This window comes from Vibrio sp. Vb339 (assembly GCF_902751245.1).
Taxonomy (GTDB): Bacteria; Pseudomonadota; Gammaproteobacteria; order Enterobacterales; family Vibrionaceae; genus Vibrio; species Vibrio coralliirubri.
Window position 1 is genome coordinate 26,861 of record NZ_CADDIS010000003.1, and the last position, 20,729, is coordinate 47,589.

General features: G+C 45.0%; 19 protein-coding genes. 10 read left to right on the top strand and 9 right to left on the bottom strand.

Translation table 11 applies throughout. The features are described 5' to 3' along the window. Nucleotides 1–46 precede the first annotated feature (46 nt). From HRQ85_RS16090 to HRQ85_RS16100, 3 genes are all read left to right on the top strand, one after another. Nucleotides 47–931, top strand: a complete 885-nt coding sequence (locus HRQ85_RS16090) for a LysR substrate-binding domain-containing protein (RefSeq protein WP_172380101.1) — start codon at nt 47–49, stop codon at nt 929–931. Nucleotides 932–1,007: 76 nt separating this feature from the next. Further along, a complete protein-coding gene (locus HRQ85_RS16095) occupies nt 1,008–1,388 on the top strand; it encodes a VOC family protein (RefSeq protein ID WP_048609300.1) in 381 nt (126 codons plus the stop codon). A 136-nt stretch (nt 1,389–1,524) separates the two neighbouring features. Beyond that, nucleotides 1,525–1,926 carry a globin gene (locus HRQ85_RS16100; RefSeq protein WP_172380102.1) on the top strand — a complete coding sequence of 134 codons (402 nt, stop codon included), beginning with the start codon at nt 1,525–1,527 and terminating at the stop codon, nt 1,924–1,926. A gap of 66 nt (nt 1,927–1,992) precedes the next feature. On the opposite strand, the gene HRQ85_RS16105 is transcribed toward HRQ85_RS16100, so the two are convergent. Further along, nucleotides 1,993–2,583 carry a hypothetical protein gene (locus HRQ85_RS16105; RefSeq protein WP_172380103.1) on the bottom strand — a complete coding sequence of 197 codons (591 nt, stop codon included), beginning with the start codon at nt 2,581–2,583 and terminating at the stop codon, nt 1,993–1,995. A 365-nt stretch (nt 2,584–2,948) separates the two neighbouring features. Next, nucleotides 2,949–3,719, bottom strand: a complete 771-nt coding sequence (locus HRQ85_RS16110; RefSeq protein WP_172380104.1) for a DUF481 domain-containing protein — start codon at nt 3,717–3,719, stop codon at nt 2,949–2,951. Nucleotides 3,720–3,858: 139 nt separating this feature from the next. Between HRQ85_RS16110 and HRQ85_RS16115 the strand changes: the two genes are divergently transcribed. Both HRQ85_RS16115 and HRQ85_RS16120 read left to right on the top strand, forming a co-directional pair. After that, entirely contained in the window at nt 3,859–4,248 is a 390-nt protein-coding gene (locus tag HRQ85_RS16115) for a DUF4345 domain-containing protein (protein ID WP_172380105.1), read from the top strand. 9 nt (nt 4,249–4,257) lie between these two features. Beyond that, complete coding sequence (locus HRQ85_RS16120; RefSeq protein WP_017104147.1) at nt 4,258–5,760, top strand: arylsulfatase; 1,503 nt, start codon at nt 4,258–4,260, stop codon at nt 5,758–5,760. A gap of 68 nt (nt 5,761–5,828) precedes the next feature. Here the strand turns inward: HRQ85_RS16120 and HRQ85_RS16125 are convergent, their stop codons facing one another. The 4 genes from HRQ85_RS16125 to HRQ85_RS16140 all read right to left on the bottom strand — a co-directional run bounded on the left by HRQ85_RS16125 (nt 5,829) and on the right by HRQ85_RS16140 (nt 10,833). Further along, nucleotides 5,829–6,854, bottom strand: coding sequence for a LacI family DNA-binding transcriptional regulator (locus HRQ85_RS16125; protein WP_081228854.1), 1,026 nt, complete (start codon nt 6,852–6,854; stop codon nt 5,829–5,831). Nucleotides 6,855–7,052: 198 nt separating this feature from the next. Beyond that, nucleotides 7,053–8,138 carry a porin gene (locus tag HRQ85_RS16130; protein ID WP_172380106.1) on the bottom strand — a complete coding sequence of 362 codons (1,086 nt, stop codon included), beginning with the start codon at nt 8,136–8,138 and terminating at the stop codon, nt 7,053–7,055. Nucleotides 8,139–8,386: 248 nt separating this feature from the next. Beyond that, nucleotides 8,387–9,403 (bottom strand): nuclear transport factor 2 family protein, encoded by a 1,017-nt coding sequence (locus HRQ85_RS16135; protein WP_172380107.1) that lies wholly within the window; start codon nt 9,401–9,403, stop codon nt 8,387–8,389. A 125-nt stretch (nt 9,404–9,528) separates the two neighbouring features. Then, nucleotides 9,529–10,833, bottom strand: a complete 1,305-nt coding sequence (locus HRQ85_RS16140; RefSeq protein ID WP_017104144.1) for an MFS transporter — start codon at nt 10,831–10,833, stop codon at nt 9,529–9,531. 348 nt (nt 10,834–11,181) lie between these two features. Between HRQ85_RS16140 and HRQ85_RS16145 the strand changes: the two genes are divergently transcribed. Together HRQ85_RS16145 and HRQ85_RS16150 are read left to right on the top strand one after the other, a co-directional pair. Continuing rightward, entirely contained in the window at nt 11,182–12,723 is a 1,542-nt protein-coding gene (locus HRQ85_RS16145; protein ID WP_172380108.1) for a sodium:solute symporter family transporter, read from the top strand. A gap of 26 nt (nt 12,724–12,749) precedes the next feature. Further along, entirely contained in the window at nt 12,750–14,120 is a 1,371-nt protein-coding gene (locus tag HRQ85_RS16150) for an L-serine ammonia-lyase (RefSeq protein WP_172380109.1), read from the top strand. Between the two features lie 98 nt (nt 14,121–14,218). Here the strand turns inward: HRQ85_RS16150 and HRQ85_RS16155 are convergent, their stop codons facing one another. Beyond that, complete coding sequence (locus tag HRQ85_RS16155; protein ID WP_017065258.1) at nt 14,219–14,704, bottom strand: Lrp/AsnC family transcriptional regulator; 486 nt, start codon at nt 14,702–14,704, stop codon at nt 14,219–14,221. Between the two features lie 122 nt (nt 14,705–14,826). Between HRQ85_RS16155 and HRQ85_RS16160 the strand changes: the two genes are divergently transcribed. Next, complete coding sequence (locus tag HRQ85_RS16160; RefSeq protein ID WP_017065259.1) at nt 14,827–15,426, top strand: LysE family translocator; 600 nt, start codon at nt 14,827–14,829, stop codon at nt 15,424–15,426. A gap of 137 nt (nt 15,427–15,563) precedes the next feature. Here HRQ85_RS16160 and ahpF read toward each other — a convergent pair whose 3' ends face one another. Together ahpF and ahpC are read right to left on the bottom strand one after the other, a co-directional pair. Beyond that, complete coding sequence (gene ahpF, locus HRQ85_RS16165) at nt 15,564–17,156, bottom strand: alkyl hydroperoxide reductase subunit F (protein ID WP_172380110.1); 1,593 nt, start codon at nt 17,154–17,156, stop codon at nt 15,564–15,566. A 199-nt stretch (nt 17,157–17,355) separates the two neighbouring features. Then, entirely contained in the window at nt 17,356–17,913 is a 558-nt protein-coding gene (ahpC, locus tag HRQ85_RS16170) for an alkyl hydroperoxide reductase subunit C (protein ID WP_016798107.1), read from the bottom strand. A gap of 472 nt (nt 17,914–18,385) precedes the next feature. Between ahpC and HRQ85_RS16175 the strand changes: the two genes are divergently transcribed. Together HRQ85_RS16175 and HRQ85_RS16180 are read left to right on the top strand one after the other, a co-directional pair. Beyond that, on the top strand, nt 18,386–18,877 hold the full coding sequence (locus HRQ85_RS16175) for a VOC family protein (protein WP_017065261.1): 492 nt from the start codon (nt 18,386–18,388) through the stop codon (nt 18,875–18,877). Between the two features lie 281 nt (nt 18,878–19,158). Beyond that, nucleotides 19,159–20,535: a uracil-xanthine permease family protein gene (locus HRQ85_RS16180; RefSeq protein ID WP_172380111.1), complete on the top strand. Its 1,377-nt coding sequence runs from the start codon at nt 19,159–19,161 to the stop codon at nt 20,533–20,535. Nucleotides 20,536–20,729 lie beyond the last annotated feature (194 nt).

Genomic DNA, 20,729 nt, shown 5'->3' on the forward strand with positions numbered 1-20,729 from the left:
ACCGACAAACCAGTTATGACGACTTATGAATTAGTGAGGTTAATGCATGGGGCTGTTCGAAAATCGCCAACAAACGCTGTCACTGCTGCACACCTTTAGTGTTGCGGCTAAACATTTAAGCTTTACGCTTGCCGCCGATGAGCTCTTCTTAACGCAGGGAGGGGTCAGCCATCGCATTAAAAAACTCGAACAACAATTGAAGTTCAACCTGTTTGTGCGCAAGACAAGAAAGCTCGAACTGACGCCAGAAGGTCAGCGCGTGTTATCCATGTTGAACGTCTCGTTTGAGTCTATCTTTTCCGAACTCATGGATATTCAAACGGGTGAGCTAAGTGGGGAGTTGTATATCGCGACATCGCCTTATTTCGCTTCCTCATGGTTAATGACGCGTTTGCCGGAATTCAGACGCTTGTATCCGAATCTAAGCATCAAACTGCAAACCAAACAGAGCCAGTCAGACTTCCAGTTTGAACCTTATGACGTGGCAATTTTCTATAGCGAAGGCCATTACCCCAACCATTACAGCGAGCGATTATTCAGTGGAGTAAGAACCCCAGTGTGCAGCCCTGAATACGCGAAACGCTTCAAACTAGACCAAGGCATACACCACTTAGATGACGTTCGTTTCATTCACAGTGGCGATATCACTGCGTGGCAACGTTGGTTGTATGAAGCTCAAAGTGATACCAACTGCGCACTTCAGTGTGACTATTACAGCGATAACCGCTTGGCTATGGATGCGGCGATATTATCGATGGGGCTGGCACTAGGGCGGTTAGAGTTTATGACACCACAGATTGAACAAGGCTTATTGGTCGCGCCTCTTATGAGCATTGAGTCGGGCAAAGGGTATGATTTAGTGTGTCCGAAAGGCATGGAGCAGCGAACTAAGTTTCAGGTGTTTGCTCAATGGGTTAAGCAACAGTTGTGACCGAATAGCGTGCCTAGACAAACACGAATTATAGGTCTAGTTTAGGTAGTTCTTTCAATAAAAGAAGAGGTTAGTTATGTTCAGCCATGTTTTTCTCGGTACTGAAGATATTGAACGCGCGAAGGCTTTTTATGACCCAATCATGAAAGTGCTTGGTTATAGCGAAGGTTCTGTTGATCCCAAAGGGCGCTGTGTTTACGTTAGCCAAACGGGTGTGTTGGGCTTAACAAAGCCGATTGATGGTCAGCCTGCGACTCACGGCAACGGCATGACGGTGGGTTTTCTTGCGTCTTCTCCTGAAGTTGTAGATGAGTGGCATCGGGTTGGCGTCGAGAATGGTGGTACCAGTATTGAAAACGGTCCCGGAGCGAGAGGTTCTGATGAGCGTCGCTTGTACATGGCTTATTTGCGAGATCCTGATGGAAACAAGATCTGTGCAACTCACTTTATGCCGTAGTTCGTCTGATGCCATCGTTCATTTTATGCCACAGTGGCGTATACTTAGATCATATTGATGGTTCGGAGTTGGCGAAGTCGCGGCTCTGAACTTGTTAGCTTCCCGAAGACTCAAAACTTTGCAAAGGACTGGCTAGATGAAACCGAATGAACTGTTTTATGAAAGCTTTGAGCGCTGCCGGATTGACCAAGAATTTCTCGAAACGTTTTTGGCGGATTTTTGCGAGCATAATCCAAGGTTTTCAGAACGTTTTGAAAAGATAGGGTTAGAGCAACAAACCAAGATGCTTAAAGCCTCGATCATTCTTATCTATAACTCTGCTGGTCTACCGAGCGTACGAAACTCGGTGAAAAAGCTTGGGAAGCGACATAAAGATTTAGGAATGGATATCTCTGAGCAAGAGCTCAACGAGTGGTTCAATTCGTTACTCAATACAGTTAAAAAATACGATCCTCACTATGATGAAAGCGTTGAACAAGCTTGGGCAGAAACGCTCGAGGCCGGCTTAACTATCATGAAGAAAGAGTGTGTAGTCTGAACCAAAATGTCTATAAAGTAAGCCACGAATCATATGTGGCTTACTTTAGTGTTATCCGTGACTAGATTAGAAGGTAAAGCCTGTTTGAATACCCAAAGCTGACTCCTTGGTATACCAACCACTTGAACCACCGAATTCATACCAATCAAACCCTACGCGAGTCAGTAGCTTAGAGTTGCCAAATATCGGCTTTGCTGATTTGTACTCTGCGCCGATCCCGTAAGTTAAGCCAAGATCACCATGTGAACCTTTATCAACTTTAGTCTCGTTGCTAGAGCTGATCACCATCTTTGTATCTGAGTGTGAATAGAAAGCGCCGAACTTACCCAAAATAGCAAAATTTTCACTGAAACTGTGTTTGTACACTGGCGTCAACGAGAGCATTAAGGTATCGAACTCTTCTTTTCGGTGTTTTGTCTCGTTGTGGCTGTAATCAAAGTAACTAGATTTGTCATCGACGCTGATAACAAGCAACGTTGATTCAACGTACCAGTTGCTTTGCATGACTTGGCTACCAAATGTGAATTGACCACCGACGTCGCCGTCATCCATCCCGAAACCGCCTAGTGCGTACATTTCATTTGATGCAAAAGCTGAAGTTGATGCGATGCCGGTAACTGAGGCAATCGTAAGAGCCGCTAAGATTAATTTTTTCATTGTTTCCACTCTGGTTTGTAAATTTCGGGAGAGGATTCTAGCGATATTTTCAAAATAAAAAACACTGTTCGAATAGGGCGGGAGCGATTAAATGAAGATTAAATATCTCAAGATATAAACCTGTATTTCCATGATTTAAAATTACAATTTTTTAGATAGATTAAATGAACGATGTTCAGGTGTTACTTGATGATTTTATGGGTTTTCTTTGAGGGATGGCGGTGTATGTTTCACGAAGAAAAACCTCAGGCGACAGAGGTTATCGCCAGAGATCGGAATCATTTGAGGATTACGTTTTAATAAAAATTAAATCCAAGTAATCAACGTTGGGTTAGCCTACCTTCTAACACGTTACGATAATTGGATTAAAAGTGAGCAGCCCAACCAATCAGGAACCCTTGCGATGCGGTATCGTATTCAAAGGTACCCTTGTTTTCGTAATCAACCCAGGTCGATTTGTAGGCAACATTTAAGTCAGACCAACTGTTTATCTGGTATCGCACGCCAGTTAACAGAGATGAGGTAAAGTTTGTGTCACTACCAAGCCCTGCATCAATGGTTGCGTGAAACTTCCAATCCTTATTGAGCTGCGTTATCCATCTCACACCTATTTGGTAATCAACCCAATCTTCATCGAGTGATCGGTCTGCACTTAGATTGCCACCTGAACCATAAAGCTTGGCATCGATGTCGTTATCCCACCAACGAAGCCCAAACAGATAATCAATCGTGCCAAAATCGTACTGGTAGCGCTTAAACCCCTTCACATCTAAAACACCTTGTCGGATATCAAGGTTGCCCCTCAATACCTCTAGGTTGCTACCTAACACTGAGTTTGTTTTTCCGCTTAACTTCATGAAGCTGTAGTCAATGTAATAGCCCCACTGATTGTCATAGATACCCTCTAAACGCACCATTGCGGTCATATCAAGATGATCCATGATGAATGCAGGATCAACATCGACATCTGCTGACAAGCCACCAATGGTACTGTCTCCGCGGATATTGAGTGCAAGCGCGTAAATTTCGAAGCTATGTTGCCACTTTTTTGTGTCCGCTTGTTCGCTTGCTTCCTGAGCATTTACGATTGAACTAGCAGCCAATGCTGATGCGAGTAGGTAACGCCATTTAGCCATATTGATATCCTTATCTTCGATGTGAAATAGCACGAATGTGAATGTGTGTTCTAACTATCCATTTTTCATATATGCAACTTGTATATTGCTGATTGTAGACTATGTTTTTTGAAAAGAGCCAAATTAAAAGAGTAAGGATATGAAGCCACAAAGCATTTTTTTGATCGTCGCTGTTTTGGGTTTAACACCGATTGCGTTGTCGTATGGTTATGCCCCCGTTGTCTCCCTTGATTATCTTTTCGGAATTGATGCTAGCCCTATCAATGTCACTCATATCTTTCGTGCCGTGATGGGTTTGTACTTAGCGTTGGCTCTGTTTTGGATAGCAGGGGCGTTACTAAAGAAATACCGACTACCAGCACTCTACAGTTTGGTGGTCTTCATGTTAGGTTTGGCTGCCGGCCGAGTCATTAGCTTGTTGATAGATGGCATGCCTCACTGGCTACTTGTCGTCTATTTACTATTGGAGCTTGGCTTTGGTTTGGTAGGAATAAAAATGGTTCACAAAGAGCAATCTGAAACAGTATAAGGACATTCTATGAAAAGGATTTTCCACCTTGTTGTGATGAGTGTGTTGAGTAGCTTTTCGCTATCGGCATGGTCAGCCCAAGAGCAACCGAATATTTTTGTTATCTTCACTGATGATATTGGGATCTCAAACCTGAGTGCTTATCACAATGGTGTGATGAGCAGCGAAACACCGAACATCGATAGTATTGCTGAAAAGGGCATGCTATTGACTGATTATTACGCTCAACCTTCTTGTACGGCGGGTCGTTCTGCATTCTTAACGGGTCAACTTCCTGTGCGAACAGGCATGCACTCAGTCGGGTTGCCAGGTGGCCCAGTTGGTTTAAGTGCCGACACGCCAACGCTTCCTGAAATTCTTAAAACCATGGGTTATGTTACGGGTCAGTTTGGTAAGAACCACCTTGGTGACCGAGATGAGTTCCTACCAACAATGCACGGTTTTGATGAGTATTGGGGTTGGTTGTATCACTTGAATGCAATGGAATACACAGAAGATCCTGATTGGCCAAAAGATGGCTCTTTGGATGCGTTTGCGCCTCGTAATGTGATTTACGCAAGATCAGACGGTAAAGGTGGTCAAACGATCGAAGACGATGGTGCATTGTCGATCGAGCGTATGCGTACACTCGATGACGAAGTAAATAAACACGCGATCAACTTCATCGAAAGGGCGGTTGAGGCGGATAAGCCCTTCTTCACTTGGTACTGTCCATCACGCGGTCACGTTTGGACGCACCTTTCACCTGAATACGAAGCGATGCTCGGCCAAAACGGTTGGGGGCTTCAAGAAGTGGTCATGAAAGATCTTGATGATCATGTCGGTGAGATGATGGCGAAGATGGAAGAACTCGGTATTGCCGACAACACCATCATCATTTTCACTGCCGATAACGGCCCAGAGATCATGACTTGGCCTGATGGCGGCATGACACCTTATCACGGTGAGAAAGGCACAACTTGGGAAGGTGGCGTAAGAGCCCCTGCTCTGGTTAGCTGGCCGGGTAAAATCCCTGCGGGTACTGTAGGCAATGGCATCTTTGATGGTATGGACTGGTTACCCACTCTGGTCGCTGCGGCTGGTGGTCCAACGGATCTAAAAGAAAAACTGCTGAAAGGTCACGATGGCTTTAAAGCACACCTTGATGGTTACAACCAAGTGGATATGCTGACTGAGAAAGGCGAGTCAAACCGTAAAGAGATCTACTACTACGAACGAGACAAGCTGCAAGCGGTTCGTGTTGGTGATTGGAAGGCGCACTTTGTGGTCCAAAATCATGGCTGGAGTGGTCCGAAAGAGGAGCTAAATGCACCATTATTGTTTAACTTACGTCGTGACCCATACGAGCGAGCGGCGGAAGAGTCGGGCATGTACCTAAAATGGATGGGACAAAAAATGTGGGCATTTGGCCCGGCACAAGCTGCTGTCCAACAACATCTAGCAACCTTCCAAGAGTGGCCTCCAGTAACGCCTGATTCTCCGGCAGAGAAGACCGGTGGTGTAGGTAACTAGTTAGATATCATAAAAAATCCCGCTCACACTGAGCGGGATTTTTGTTTGAAAGCGTCTTAACGTTGGTTCTATTTTAGCGTCGTGTTTCGTTCAATGAACTTCACTGGCACCATCAGCTTAACCAAGCTTGTGTCTTGCTCTTGAATCTGGCTAACGACAATTTTCACTGATTCACGTGCAAGGCGTCTGAAATCTTGCTTGAAGGTAGTGAGTTGGTAGTTCAACCATTGAGTCTGTGGGATATCATCAAAACCAATCACTTGAAGATCTTCTGGAATACGCAGGTTAAATTCTAAGCGCGCCACATCCATTACTGCCATCGCGAGGTTATCTGTCGCACAGAAAATCGCTTGAGGATGTGTGGGTTCTGAAAACAGAGTCCGAATGGTATCTAGAGCATCAAGGTAGTCATAGTCAGCTTCAATAACACGAGCTTGCTTGCCTGTTAGATCTTCGAATTCTGAGCAAAAGCCCGATTCACGCTCGCCGTTGGTGTAGGTTGGCACGTTACCTGTCAGGTAAACCGCTGACTTTGTTCCTACGCTATGTAAATGCTGAGCGGCGACTTGGCCAGCGGCGTAGTTGTCACTTATTACATGGCTACTCTTAGTCCCCTCAACTACACGAGCATACTGAACAATGGGGATGTTGAACTCTTCACACTCTTCATAAAGCGACTTATTAAAGGTTGCGGAAGCAGCAATTACGCCATCAACTCGGTATTGGAAGATATTAGGAATCGAGTGGTTGTCGTTTCCATCAACTTGCCAAGGAATCAATACCGCAGAGTAACCCTGCTTTTGTAGCTCAGTAGAGATAAGCTGCAGAGTTTTCATGTGGATAGGGTAGTCGGCATCTGGGAAAACTAAGCCAATCAATTTGGACTCATTTGTCGTCAGACTGCGGGCAAAGGCATTGGGACGATAGTTCAACGATTTTGCTGCATCGAACACTTTTTGCTTGGTCTTTTCAGACACTGAACTGCCCGGGACAAATACACGAGATACAGTTGATTGAGAAACGCCAGCAAGTTTAGCGACATCTTTAGAGGTGACGGTTGGCTTTGACGCCGTGGAGTGTTTTGGAGAGCTCATAGACCATACTTTTGAACCAAATTGATTGTGCATAGAGTAACATAATTAGGTACGTACTCAAAAATACAATATGCCATGATTGAATGAAAAATAAGGGTTGATAGAGAGTGTTGAATATTATTCTGGGTATGACCCAAAAAAGCTCTGCGTTAAGAGCAGAGCTTTGTTTAAAGAATTTATGAATCGACTAACTGGGCGTTAGAAGTAGTAACGGATACCTGCAGCGAACTGGTCGTCTCTGTTTTCGAATTTACCGCCAGCGAACTGATCTTTACCTAGGTCGAATTGGTACTCAGTCCAAACTAGGAATTTGTTCTTCTGGAAGTGGTATTCAACACCAGGAATAAGCAGGTTACGCTCATAGCCATCTGTTTGGTCATCACGATCTTCCATGTAGTTGTAGTTCAACGTAGGGCGTAGGCCATTGTCGAAGTGGTAGTACGTGTAGATTTCACCACCTAGGGTATCGAACATTACATCCGTACCGCCTTGGCTTACTGCTTCCCAGTTTTCGCCAACATGGAAAGTGGCACCTGCGTAGAAGCCACCGTTGCTGTAGTTCGCACCCAATAGCATGATGCGCATGTTGTCGCCATTTTCTACGCCAACCACACCTGAGTCTAGGTCTGCAATTTCATTTTGGTGGTAAGCTGCACCAAGTGTTACACCATCAACCGGTTTGTAAGTGATTGACGCGCCGATACCGTTTTTCAATGAAGCTGTCGCATTACTCGCTAGTGCCACTTCTTCACGTGTCGTTTGGTAAGTGAAGCCGTAGCTTACTTGGTCGTTGATCGAGTTACGGTAAGTAATGGAGTTTTCTGCTCGACCTGTACCAGATGCAATACCCCAGTCAGAAAGGTTGTAAACACCTGAGCCGCGAGTACCGAAGACACGACCTAAGTCGGTGTACCATGCTACGTCATAAAAAGTAGACCATTGCTTAGTACCTGCTGCGATCTTGCCGTATTTGTCGTGCTCTACGCCTGCGTATAGAAGTCGGTCGTAAATATTGTCGCCGTTAGCACCTGAGTTGTAACCCCATTCAGCATGGCCAAAGCCAGTCCAGCCGTTATCGAGTCCCATTTGACCTTTAAGGCCGAAACGAGAGCTACCGCTGTTCCACTCACCGTTGTGGTCGCCGCCCTTATCTTGGTAACGAACGTCGAAACGACCGTCTAAAGTAAGGCTATCGCCCGCGTCATTGGTAAAAGTGTGTGCAGCAAAAGCAGAGCCTGAGGTAAGTGCTGTCAGGATCACTGCTGAAAGAATCGACTTTTTCATTGTAATTCTCTTTATTCAGGCCGTAGAAAGCCACCGTGCTTTCAAGCCCGTTATATTGGTAATGGTTTGGCAGGGTGTACCCCATCCATGAGGCACTAGTAGATTCAGTTATTAGTGGAGCAATAATGAATTGGTTGGAGCACTTACTAGGAGCGAGAAGGGTCCCCCAGTAAGCGTGGCAACCTAAATCAGATGTCTATTTAGGTTGCCACTATTTCGTTTCAATCTTTTGGATTAAAGCGTATCGATTACAGCGTTGGGTTCATGATGCTTGAAGTGCGTTCGAACACATCTAGACCTTGCTGCTGTAGCCAGTAAGGAAGGTCGATAAGAACCCAGTTCTCAGACAGCTTGTCACCGTCACGGTAGTAAACGTCAACTACTTGCATGTTTGCACGTACTTCACCGCCAGTCATACCTAGGAAGCCACCTGTTGGTGTGTTTGATAGGTTTGGCCAACCGAAGAAACAAGAGAAGCTACCTTCAGCGAAACGACAAACGTGGCCGTTGAACTTCTTGTCTTTCAGGTTGTTACGGAAAGGAAGTTGGTGCTGTTGTTGGTAGCGAGGAATCGTGTAAGACGCGCCGATACCACATGGGCCGTACCAAATCATGTCTTTTGACCAGCTCTTCGCTAGTACTTCTGGTGGGCAACCCATCGCGCCGCTGTCGTTAAGAGCAGACAGGTCATCCACCATTTTGTTTACTAGAGCAAGTGTCGCAACACCTTCTTCTGGAGCCGCGTCTTCGAATAGCAGACCATCGTGGTTACGTGGACCAGGGTATACGAAGTGCTTACCAGTTGATGGTGGAAGTGGGTAGCAACCCGCTTGATCCATCATGCCTAGAAGGTCTAGGAACAGGCCTGTCTTAGTGATTTTGCCATCAACAACACAGTTAAATTCTGCGTAGCGAACGTTCATGATCTTACCAGTAGGGCGCATGCCTAGGTATTCAGCGTCGAATAGACCCATGAAGTGACCCATGCTCATTACCCAAATCTCATCTGGGTTAACTTCGTTGTTACCACCGATGAAGATGTCTTGACGACGCTGCATGCGAGTCATTGACTTCATCATTGGTGCCCAGAATACGTCAGCTGCTGCTTGTGCGCCTTCTTGCTCACGGAATGGGTAAACACCGCGCCACAAGTAATCTTCAGAAGTGTGTGCTTTTAAAACTTCAGCAACGTTCTCGTGAGTTGCGTTTTCCATTGCATCGAAGTATTCACGAACAATGCGTTTCGCTTCTTGATATTTAGACATAATAATTTCTCTTTGTGTTGTCGAGTCAACATTCGGAACAGGACTCGATTTGGATTTTGTTACCGGCTGACTTATCAGCCGGCTTTAAATTTTTCGTATTTGAACTTCAGCGTATGAGTGTCGAATTAAGCTTTTGCTGCTTCAGCTTTTTTGCTCTTATCGAAGACGCCACCTTTAAGAGTTTCAGGCAGTGTTAGCCATAGTAGGCCGGCGATAATCCATACGATTGGTGAGCCCCACATTGCTGTTTGTAGGTCGGTACGCTCTTGGATGAAGATAAGAACCATTGGTGCCCACATGCCGATAATACGACCGCCATGGAATAAAGCTGCACCATAGCTACGCAAGCGTGCTGGGAACAATTCAGAGAAGTAACCGCCCCATACTGCAGAAGCAGACAGGCCGAAGTTGTAGATAAGACCTAGAAGAGCCAGCATGTTTAGGCCGCCAATCATCATGTCACCAGGTGCGACAAAGAAGATAGAAACCATGATACCTGCGAGGATGAAGCCGAACGCGTTGATCTTACGACCGTACTTATCTGCTGCCCATCCCCAGAACCAAGCACCGAAAAGTGAACCAAATGCTGAGATAGAGAAGATCAAACCGATGGTTGCACCATCAAACATACGAACATCTTTCAGGTAGGTAGTTACAAAGCCACCGAAGAATTGGAATCCGTAGAAGTTAAGACCAGAAAGAAGTAAACAAGTAATCGTAATTTTGCGGTAAGGCTTGCTTAACATCTCACCCCAAGAACCTTTTTTAGCTTCGGTTACTTCACCAGCTGCATTGGTTGTTGTTTGTTGATCTTCTTCACCGTAGGCGATCACTGTTTTGTCGCTTGGTAATACAAAGATCATTAACGCTGCTGCTACAAGCGGTGGAATACCACCTACCCACATTAGGCTCTGCCAAGGTGCATCAACACTTGTAATGAAGGCTGCGTAAGCGCCCATTGCCACTAAAGCAACAGAGAACATTGAAGAAGCAAAAGCAGTCAACTTACCGCGAACCGTTGGTGTAAATAGGCCAATCATCAAAGATACAGCTACAGTGAAGTAACCACCTAAAGATAGTCCAATGATGAAACGCATTGCAGCCCAAGTGGCGTAGTCGGTAAACATCATGTTGATGATGGTTGCACCACCGTTTAGTGCCGTAATTGCTACTAGCGTGGACTTTTTGCCGAACTTGGTTGCGAACCATGCACAGCTCAGTGCACCAATCAGAGCACCAACAGACTGCCAAGTGTAGAACTGAGCGGTATCAGAAAGGCTAATACCAGCATATTCTTCCACGATGTATGGGCGTACGTAGTCAATAATTACAAAGTTATAACAATAAAAAAAGTAACCCACTAGAATTGCTAGATATGCGGCTACCCTTTGAATCATAGGAACTTCGCTCATGTGTTTTTTAATGGTCATGACCGATAAACCTTTATTTTATATAGGGTGGTTTTGGTTTTAATTATTGTGTGTTGATTATTTAGCTTCATCACACCGTCTTCATTTCGGGAGAGATAATAGAATTTTTGTGGTTATTAGATCCGTGATCAAAGTCAATTTTAAAATGAGTGCGTACCCATTTTGTGCATTTTAGTGATCTTGATCTCATTTAACTGAGTTTTTGTGCTTTGTGGAGCGATTTGAGTGTTTAATCGTCTATCTTAGTGATAATAGTCACACTTATTGTGGGTTTTTGAGGGAAAATATCCATTTTTGAGTACTATTGGCGGCGAATGATTTGCGACATACAATAAACGGAATCTAAAAATGGTTACGTACTCAAGTTTTGTGGTTATTGCTCTTTATGTGCTAACTACTTTGTTTATCAGCTACTTAGTTAATAGGCGCTATAGCGTCGGTGGCGACTTTTCGACTGGTGGAAAACAGTTTGGTTGGTTTACGGTAGGTGTGTCGATTCTTGCAACCTACATCAGCGCAATGACGTTCGTTGGCATGCCGGGCTGGGTTTATAGCTCAGGTATGGAAGCGATGAGCGTACATTTGAACTATCCAATAGTGATCTTTTTCACTGTGCTTTTCTTTGTTCCGGTGTTTTACAAGCTCGGCCTAACCTCGATTTACGAATACCTAGAGCACCGCTTTGGCGTTGTTGCTCGCACGATCAATTCCATCGTGTTCATTGTGGTTCAGTGTATTTCGGCAGGGGTTATTCTGTATGCGGTAGCCCTGATCTTAGTGCAAGTGCTGCCAGTGAGTATCTCTGAGGCGATCATCTACATCAGCGTATTTACTGCGTTGTATACCTATGCGGGTGGTATCTCGACAGTAATCTGGACTGACATGCTTCAGTCAGCAGTGTTGATTATCGGCAGCATTGCGATCTTTGTTTTATTGCTGATGAAAATCGATGCGGGCGAGATGTTGTCTCCTGAACATTTGAATATCATCAATCTCGATTTTGACTTAGGCGTCGATACCACATTATGGGCCGGCGTAGTGGCTGTGAGCTTCTTACACCTGAGTGTGTATGGAACTAACCAACTGATTATTCAAAGAACATTGGCGACTAAGTGCGTTAAAACAGCGCAGAAATCGATGTTGCTTTGTGGCTACGGTGCGTTCTTTGTTTATCTGTTCTTTGCTGTGATGGGGGTGCTGTTAAGTGTCTTTTATCAAGACAGCAGTTTTGAAAACAGCAACGAAGTGATTCTCGATTTTGTGTTTAACCATACCAACCCAATCATTGTTGGTTTGGTGATCTCAGCACTTTCGGCAGCGGCAATGTCGACATTGGATTCCACCTATAACTCAATGGCGACGGTCGCAACGTTCGATTTCTATAAGCGCTTTTTCCGCAAGCAAGCCTCTGACGCGCACTATGAATCAGTGGCTAGAAAAATGAGCCTGGTTGCTGCAGCGTCGGTTGTTGTGCCTGCGTTACTGGCTGTTTCTAATGAATCAGTGCTTAAAACGATCGCGAGCCTAACCTCCATTTTTGTTGGTATTCGCCTTGGCTCTTTCATCTTGGGTTTGTTCTTCAAACAAGCAAACGAGAAAGGGGTAATTGCGGGCAGTATCGGCAGTGTGGCTGTCGTATTCATCGCCAAATACAGCGGAATAGCTTGGCCTTGGTTTGCCTTGATTGGCACTGTGGTTTTCTTAGTGTTAGGTGTTGTTGTGAGTCGCTTCTGGGGAGAGGTAACCGAGCAACAAAATGTATTTATAGCCAAGCAAAAGCATTTGTTTGCAAAGCCTACCGCGAGTCATTACGGCTTGTTGGTGTTCGCTGTTGTGACGATTGCAGCTTGTACTGTTATCCCTGATTGGCTTTATGCCGCTCTTTCTTAATTGACCGATTTTTTACTGGTATATCTATGTTATCGATCTTTGATATCTACAAAATTGGTGTTGGGCCATCGAGCTCTCACACCAACGGCCCAATGATTGCGGGTTTCCATTTCACACAATTAATCGCTGATAAAATCGCTGAAGTGACGCGTGTTCAGGTGGATTTATACGGCTCTTTGTCATTGACTGGCATAGGTCACCATACCGACAGAGCTACAATATTGGGGCTACTCGGCAATAAGCCAGACACCATCAAAATCACCAGCGCAAACCAAGCAATGCGTCATGCCGTAGACAGTGGTGAGATGGATTTAGCGGGCACCAAGCACATTGCCTTCAACTACGAAACCGACATGTTGTTCCACAAAGACAATCTGCCTCTGCATGAAAATGGCATGATGATTACTGCGTTCGACCAGAGTGGAAACGTGATTGTCGATGAAACTTATTATTCGATTGGCGGCGGTTTTATCGCAACTGCTGATGAACTGCAAAATGGTACTCAAACCCAAGCGGTAGAAGTTCCTTTCCCGTTCAAAAACGCCGATGAAATGCTTCAACAAGCTGACAATAGTGGGATGAGCCTCGGTGGCATGATTCTAAAAAATGAAGCGAAGTTCGAAGGCGCTGACATTATTTCAGAGAAAGCGGATCAAATCTGGCGAGTGATGAGTCGTTGTATGGAACGCGGCTTTGAAACCGAAGGCATTCTTGATGGTGGTTTGAACGTAACTCGTCGTGCGCCTAACCTACTGAAAAAGTTAGAAGCGAACGCGGCGGTTGAAAACGACCCAATGGAAATCATGGATTGGATTAACTTGTTTGCGTTTGCGGTTAGCGAAGAAAATGCGGCTGGTGGCCAAGTGGTAACATCACCAACCAATGGGGCAGCGGGCGTTATTCCTGCCGTGTTGATGTACTACCATCGCTTCATTAAAGAGTTGGATACCAAGCAGTTAAAAGACTTCTTAGCGGTATCGGGTGCGATTGGCATTTTGTACAAAACCAACGCTTCAATCTCTGGTGCGGAAGTCGGGTGCCAAGGTGAAGTAGGGGTGTCGTCTTCTATGGCAGCGGCTGGTTTAACGGCACTACGCGGTGGCAGCAATGAGCAGATTTGTATTGCGGCGGAAATCGCAATGGAACACTCATTGGGTATGACCTGTGACCCAATTGGCGGCTTGGTTCAAGTGCCGTGTATCGAGCGAAATGCGATGGGCGCGATGAAAGCCATCAACGCATCACGCATGGCTTTGAAGCGTAATAGTAAATCTTTAATCTCGTTAGATAAGGTCATTGCGACCATGTATCAAACGGGTAAAGATATGAACAAGAAATATCGTGAAACATCACTCGGTGGTTTAGCCTTGATCCATTTAGCTCACCCTTGTGAATAGCTAAGCAAGTTACCTAGCAAATAGTAACGTTAAGCCCAGAGCCTTAGACTTGAGAAATCTATCGCGGCTGGGCTTTTTGTTTGATGTGTTTTAGGGAGCTAATCTGAAAGCGGCAATCGATAGCTGTTTTTTAACTCTTTTACTGAGATGTTCGACTGAATCGCACTCACGCCTTTGACTCTTCTGATCGAGCTAATACGCTCAAAGTACTCTTCCAAATCTTTCGCCAACACTTGCACCATGTAATCGGCGCCGCCTGCAATGCAGTGACACATAGGAATCCAATCGGTTACCGCGACAAACTCTTCGAACGGTTCTGTGTTTTCAACTTCATGGTTACCCAAGGTCACAAGAGTAAAACCAGCCACATGAAAGCCTAATTTTTTACGATTCAGTTTGGCGGCATAACCATCGATATAGCCTGTTTCTTCCATGCGTTTCCAACGACGCCAGCATGGGGTTTCGCTGAGGTTGACCTTCTCTGCGAGCTTGCTGTTGCTCATGCGTCCGTCTTGCTGGATATGCTCTAAGATGGCGATATCTGTGTCATCTAACACTTCTTTGGTGGATTCTTTCTGTTTCATGACTATTTTTGAAAAGTCTTGCTCAAATTTGGATATATATTAGCCTATATAGCAATTTAATTTCTAGTCGAATCTGTAAACTCTCTCCCTATAAATACTTTACTTATTAGGAGTGAGAGGAAATGAGCTCTCAATTAATGCTGGCGTTCTTGCTATTTTCAACATCAATTGCAATTACCCCTGGGGCAGGCAATATCGCATTACTTGGGATTTCAAGTCGTTATGGATTTGCTGCGACTTTACCTTTTATCTCTGGGAACGCTGTTGGCATCATCATCGTACTGGCAGGTTCTAGTGTCGGTTTGGTGAGCCTATTTACCCTTTATCCAGAGCTATACAGCATTTTGAAATACGCGGGTGCGGCTTACTTGCTGTTCATGGCATGGTCGATTGCGAATATGCAAATCGAAGAAAGCACTACCGACAATCGTTCAGGTTTCATGTCTGGTGTGTTGGTGCAGGTGTTAAACCCTAAAGGTTGGATAGCGTCATTAACCGTGTTTTCACAGTTCATTACTCCGAACGCAGATTACTTGATTCAAGTCGTGACCATTATAGCGGGTATGGTTATTACCGGTGTGCCGTGCATGTTGGTGTGGGCGTATTGCGGCACCATGCTGAAAAAATTACTGCAATCACCAAAACAGATGATGTTTGTGAACCGTTGCTTGGGTGGAAGCTTAGCGATGGTGGTTGCCTTCATGCTTTATCAACCGGCATAAATCTCAAAGAAAAAAAACCACTCCTAAATCCATAGGAGTGGCGTCTAAATGTCGACTAAGTCGTTAACAGTAAAGAATTAAGTTAACAAATATTTAAGGAACTTGAGTTAAAAGCTTTAAGCTTTTCAGTGTAAAGATTAAGCGGTTTCAGCCTCTTTAACTGGAGCTGAGTTACGGATTAGGTGGTCAAATGCACCTAAGCTTGCTTTTGCACCTTCACCCATCGCAATGATGATCTGTTTGTAAGGTACGGTTGTTACGTCACCCGCGGCAAACACACCTTTCATTGATGTTGCGCCATGAGCGTTAATTTCAATTTCACCGCGTGGTGAAAGTTCTACCTTTGAACCCTTCAACCATTCGCTGTTTGGCATCAGGCCGATTTGAACAAAGATACCCGCAAGTTCAATCTGATTAAGTTCATCGGTGTTGCGGTCTTTGTATTCCAGACCGGTTACACGGTTGCCATCACCAATTACTTGCGTCGTTTGCGCCATTTTGATGATTTCGATGTTTGGTGTTGCGTTCGCTTTGTCGATAAGCACTTGGTCGGCACGCAGTGTGTCTGCAAATTCAAGTACGGTTACGTGTTCAACAATACCCGCTAAATCAATTGCCGCTTCGATACCTGAGTTACCGCCACCGATAACCGCGGTTTTCTTACCTTTGAACAATGGACCGTCACAGTGTGGGCAGTAAGCGACGCCTTTATTGCGGTACTCTTGCTCACCCGGAACGTTCATTTCACGCCAGCGAGCACCGGTACTTGTGATAACCGTGCGAGCTCGTAGTGTTGCAGCGCTCTCTAGCTCAACGTGGATGTAGCCGTCTTCAGTGTCTTCTGCCGCAATGATGTTTGCAGCGCGCTGCTCCGTCATCACTTCAACACCGTACTCTTTTACGTGCTCTTCAAGGCTTGCCACTAATTTAGGGCCAGTTGTCGCTTTCACTGAGATAAAGTTCTCAATCGCCATGGTATCCATCACTTGACCGCCGAATCGGTCAGCAACTACACCAGTACGAATGCCTTTACGTGCAGCATAAATTGCCGCTGAAGAACCTGCAGGGCCGCCGCCGACAACCAATACATCAAACGGTGCTTGTTGGTTTAGGTTTGCCGCTTTCTTTTCTGCTGCGCCTGAATCAACCTTGTTCAGGATCTCTGCCAGTGACATACGGCCTTGACCAAATAGCTCACCATTAACGAACACGCTTGGTACTGCCATGATGTCGCGAGACTTCACTTCATCTTGGAATGCTGCGCCATCAATCATTGTTGTCTTAACTAGAGGGTTAATTGCCGACATCATGTTGAAGGCCTGAACCACTTCTGGACAGTTTTGGCATGAGAGTGAGATAAAAATCTCTACATTAAGCTCTTGATCGAGCTCTTTAATTTGCTCGATTACGTCCGCTTCAAGCTTGATAGGGTGACCACCACTGTGAAGCAGTGCTAGAACCAGTGACGTAAATTCGTGACCCATTGGCAAACCGGCAAAACCGATCGCGGTGCCTTTCTCTTGGTTCACGACCTGCATGATAGGACTGCGAGTGCTTGCGCTGTCATCGCGAGTCACTTCAATTTTGTCGGTTAAAGACGCAATGTCATTCGCCAGATCTTGAAGTTTGCTCGCGGTGTCGCTGCCATCCAGGCTAAGGACTAACTGAACATTGGTTTTTAGGTTTTCTAGGTATGCTTTTAGCTGCTGCTTCATTGCTTGATCTAACATAATCGTGCCTGCTCTTAAATTCTGTGTCTTGGGTATTGACCAATACCTTCTTGCTGAAAAAGGAAAATAAAAAGGGGGCGCAAGTCGGCAAATATTGTGGTGTTGATGTTTTGAAAGGGGGGCGCGCGACTGCCCTTTAGGAGGGGGGCCGAAGCGCGCCTGTAGAACCGTTTAGCTATTCTTGTTAGCTAGGCTTAGATTAAATCTTGCCTACTAGGTCTAGAGATGGAGCTAGAGTCTCTTCGCCTTCTTTCCATTTAGCTGGGCAAACTTCACCTGGGTTAGCGGCTACGTATTGTGCTGCTTTAACCTTGCGTAGTAGGTCTTCTGCGTCACGGCCGATGCCTTCAGCTGTGATTTCCATTGCTTGGATAACGCCTTCTGGGTCGATTAGGAACGTTGCACGGTCTGCAAGGCCTTGACCTTCACGCATAACGTTGAAGTTATTTGTGATGTTGCCAGTTTGGTCGCCTACCATGAAGTATTCGATAGTGCCGATTTTGTCAGAAGTATCGTGCCATGCTTTGTGAGAGAAGTGAGTGTCAGTTGATACTGAGTAAACTTCTACGCCGCGAGATTGAAGCTCTGCGTATTTGTCTTGTAGGTCAACTAGCTCAGTTGGACATACAAATGTGAAGTCTGCTGGGTAGAAGAAGAATACAGCCCACTTGCCTTTAACGTCTTGCTCAGTGATTTCTACGAATTCGCCGTTTTTGAATGCTGTTGCGTTGAATGGTTTGATTTCTGTGTTGATCATGATTTGACTCTCTTTCTAATTTGTAGTGTTTAACGCTATCCCGCGTCGATGTAGATATATTGCATTGCCACCGAAAATTAGTGAAATCGGACATTTCTATAGATTCAATAGGCGAATCCTATCTTCGAAAGGAAAAGGCTATCGGTAAAAGCTATCAACAAAAACAATTAACAAAAGCCATCAAACATCAGCAACTCCCAATTTGAGTAGCTATGCTCTTTAGGTTGTTCTCTATATTGGGCTTATCTCTATTGGTGTGCGTATCTATGTGTCTATGTAGGTAAGGGTAGATATGGTCTCTTTACGTGAGTTGAGTTGTTATACTAAACTGTAAATAACAAAATATTATCATTAATATAAATTATGATAATTTCAGTTAATTAACGCATATGCCTATACTCTCTTCATCGAAACGAAACACCGAAGCTAGTCTTCGAAAAGCACAGAATTTAAAACGAATTTGGAGCAAGTTATGAAAATGAATCACGTAGGCATCATGGTTGGCGACATGGACCAAGCAGTCGAGTTTTACACGAAAGCGCTAGGTCTAAGAATCGTAATGAACAACACTAAAGTGATGGAAGAGCGCGAATCAGCAATCGGCCGTATGTGTATCGCTGTGTTCGGTGAAGGCTTTAAAGGCTTCAACATTGCWCAYCTAGTAACATCTGATGGTATCGGTGTTGAGCTGTTCGAAATGAAAGAGCGCCAAGAGCGTCACGAAGTTGATTTCTCTCGTCTAGGTATCTTCCACTTCTGTCTGCAGCTTCCAAAAGAGCAGTTTCATTCAGCGATTAAGCGTGTTGAAGAGTTTGGCGGTAAGGTTCGTATGGACATCATGCGTTACCACCCAGAAGACGAACTAAAACAAGCACAAATGGTTTACCTAGAAGACCCGTTTGGCAACCTGTTCGAATTCTACTCGCACACATACGAAGATACGTACGCGACTGACTACGAGTAATCGCGTTACTACCTTTCATAAGGTAGAAAAACTGAAACACCCCCTAAAGAGGATTGGTAGAGATACCAATCCTTTTTTGTGTTTGTAGGGCTTAATTTAGGAACATCGGATAAATCGTCGGTTGCACTAAAACAAACCGACAATGTTGCTCTTTAGTGCAGCATTCCCTTGGTAAAAAAACTTAACTGATTGATAAATATAATGTTAAACCATTGGCATATATGTTGCTCTATTGTTCTTGTGTAAATTGTATACAATAAAAAATACATAAAGGAAGTCACATGGAACAGAACAGTGAATTGATCTACGGATTGGACGATCGACCATCAGTCAAAGCAGCCAGTTACGCGGCGCTGCAGCATGTATTAGCCAGCTTTGTTGGCATTATCACCCCCACGCTTATTATCGGTGGCGTTTTAGGGTTGGGTGAACACATTCCTTATCTGATCAGCATGGCACTGATGGTGTCTGGGGTAGGTACCTTTATCCAAGCCAGAAAAATAGGGCCAGTTGGTGCAGGGATGATTTGTGTCCAAGGAACCAGCTTTGCGTTCTTAGGCTCAGTGCTTGGGGCGGGCTTCCTTGTTAAAGCAAATGGCGGTGGTCCGGATGAAATGCTGGCGACCATTTTTGGTGTTTGCTTCTTCGGTGCGTTTGTCGAAATTGTCCTATCGCGTTTTATCGAAAAGCTGAAAGTGGTGATCACCCCAGTTGTGACCGGAATCGTTATTACCACGATTGGTATCTCTTTGATTAAAGTTGGCGTCACAGATATTGCTGGTGGTGTTGGCGCCGAAGATTTTGGCTCTGGAAGCAATCTGATGCTGGGTGCGATTGTGCTCGGAACCATAGTCGCGCTTAACCTGAGCAACAATAATATGGTTAGGTTGTCGTCGATTTTAGTTGGGTTGGTAGTTGGCTGGGGCGTGGCCATTTTGATGGGTAAAGCGTCTATGGTTTCTTTTGCTTCTCAACCGCTATTGAGTATTCCTGTCCCATTTAAATATGGCTTCGCTTTTGATTGGCAAGCCTTCCTGCCTATCGCTTTTATTTACTTGATTACTGTTATAGAAACTACGGGTGACCTTACCGCCAACAGCATGTTCTCAGGGCAGCCGGTTAAAGGGCCTAAATACCTCAATCGACTCAAGGCTGGCGTGCTGGGTGACGGCGTGAACTCACTTATCGCTGCGGTATTCAATACTTTTCCGAACACGACTTTCAGCCAGAATAACGGTGTGATCCATTTTACGGGGATCGCGAGTCGCTACATCGGCTATTTCATTGCCGCGATTCTTTTTCTGTTAGGGCTATTTCCCATCTTAGGTGCGGTATTAATGACGATTCCAAAGCCAGTCTTAGGCGGGGCGACATTAGTGATGTTCGGTACGGTTGCTGCGGCGGGCATCAAAATCATCGCTAATGAGAAACTGGATCGCCGCAGAATCATGACGATAGCCATCTCACTAGGCTTAGGGCTTGGTGTCATGCTGGTACCAGATTTATTGAAAGAAGCACCCAAGCTAGTGCAAAGCATATTTGGCTCACCTGTAACCATGTCTGGTATTGCCGCGCTTGTGATTACCGGGTTGATGTCTTTGGTGCCTGAAACAAAAGCCAAGCCGATTTCGAACGTCGTACATACCAGTAAAGCGTAACGGGCTTCTTCGTGCTGAACTAAGGATGTTTAACTAGAGCCACATGACATATGTGGCTCTCAACTTTAACTTATTGTGTGACGTGTTGGCATCTCACTTAACTTGGTAAATAACATAAAATTATCATTAATATAAATTATGATAATTTCAGTTAATCAGCGTATCTCCATATACTCTCTCTATCGAAACGAAAG

What these genes read in the sequence shown, in the direction of transcription:
- HRQ85_RS16150 (WP_172380109.1), top strand. Translation starts at nt 12,750, where the DNA reads ATGTTATCGATCTTTGATATCTACAAAATTGGTGTTGGGCCATCGAGC.
- HRQ85_RS16120 (WP_017104147.1), top strand. Translation starts at nt 4,258, where the DNA reads ATGAAAAGGATTTTCCACCTTGTTGTGATGAGTGTGTTGAGTAGCTTT.
- HRQ85_RS16090 (WP_172380101.1), top strand. Translation starts at nt 47, where the DNA reads ATGGGGCTGTTCGAAAATCGCCAACAAACGCTGTCACTGCTGCACACC.
- HRQ85_RS16155 (WP_017065258.1), bottom strand. Translation starts at nt 14,704, where the DNA reads ATGAAACAGAAAGAATCCACCAAAGAAGTGTTAGATGACACAGATATC.
- HRQ85_RS16115 (WP_172380105.1), top strand. Translation starts at nt 3,859, where the DNA reads ATGAAGCCACAAAGCATTTTTTTGATCGTCGCTGTTTTGGGTTTAACA.
- HRQ85_RS16140 (WP_017104144.1), bottom strand. Translation starts at nt 10,833, where the DNA reads ATGACCATTAAAAAACACATGAGCGAAGTTCCTATGATTCAAAGGGTA.
- HRQ85_RS16100 (WP_172380102.1), top strand. Translation starts at nt 1,525, where the DNA reads ATGAAACCGAATGAACTGTTTTATGAAAGCTTTGAGCGCTGCCGGATT.
- HRQ85_RS16105 (WP_172380103.1), bottom strand. Translation starts at nt 2,583, where the DNA reads ATGAAAAAATTAATCTTAGCGGCTCTTACGATTGCCTCAGTTACCGGC.
- HRQ85_RS16135 (WP_172380107.1), bottom strand. Translation starts at nt 9,403, where the DNA reads ATGTCTAAATATCAAGAAGCGAAACGCATTGTTCGTGAATACTTCGAT.
- HRQ85_RS16125 (WP_081228854.1), bottom strand. Translation starts at nt 6,854, where the DNA reads ATGAGCTCTCCAAAACACTCCACGGCGTCAAAGCCAACCGTCACCTCT.
- ahpF (WP_172380110.1), bottom strand. Translation starts at nt 17,156, where the DNA reads ATGTTAGATCAAGCAATGAAGCAGCAGCTAAAAGCATACCTAGAAAAC.
- ahpC (WP_016798107.1), bottom strand. Translation starts at nt 17,913, where the DNA reads ATGATCAACACAGAAATCAAACCATTCAACGCAACAGCATTCAAAAAC.
- HRQ85_RS16095 (WP_048609300.1), top strand. Translation starts at nt 1,008, where the DNA reads ATGTTCAGCCATGTTTTTCTCGGTACTGAAGATATTGAACGCGCGAAG.
- HRQ85_RS16110 (WP_172380104.1), bottom strand. Translation starts at nt 3,719, where the DNA reads ATGGCTAAATGGCGTTACCTACTCGCATCAGCATTGGCTGCTAGTTCA.
- HRQ85_RS16160 (WP_017065259.1), top strand. Translation starts at nt 14,827, where the DNA reads ATGAGCTCTCAATTAATGCTGGCGTTCTTGCTATTTTCAACATCAATT.
- HRQ85_RS16180 (WP_172380111.1), top strand. Translation starts at nt 19,159, where the DNA reads ATGGAACAGAACAGTGAATTGATCTACGGATTGGACGATCGACCATCA.
- HRQ85_RS16145 (WP_172380108.1), top strand. Translation starts at nt 11,182, where the DNA reads ATGGTTACGTACTCAAGTTTTGTGGTTATTGCTCTTTATGTGCTAACT.
- HRQ85_RS16130 (WP_172380106.1), bottom strand. Translation starts at nt 8,138, where the DNA reads ATGAAAAAGTCGATTCTTTCAGCAGTGATCCTGACAGCACTTACCTCA.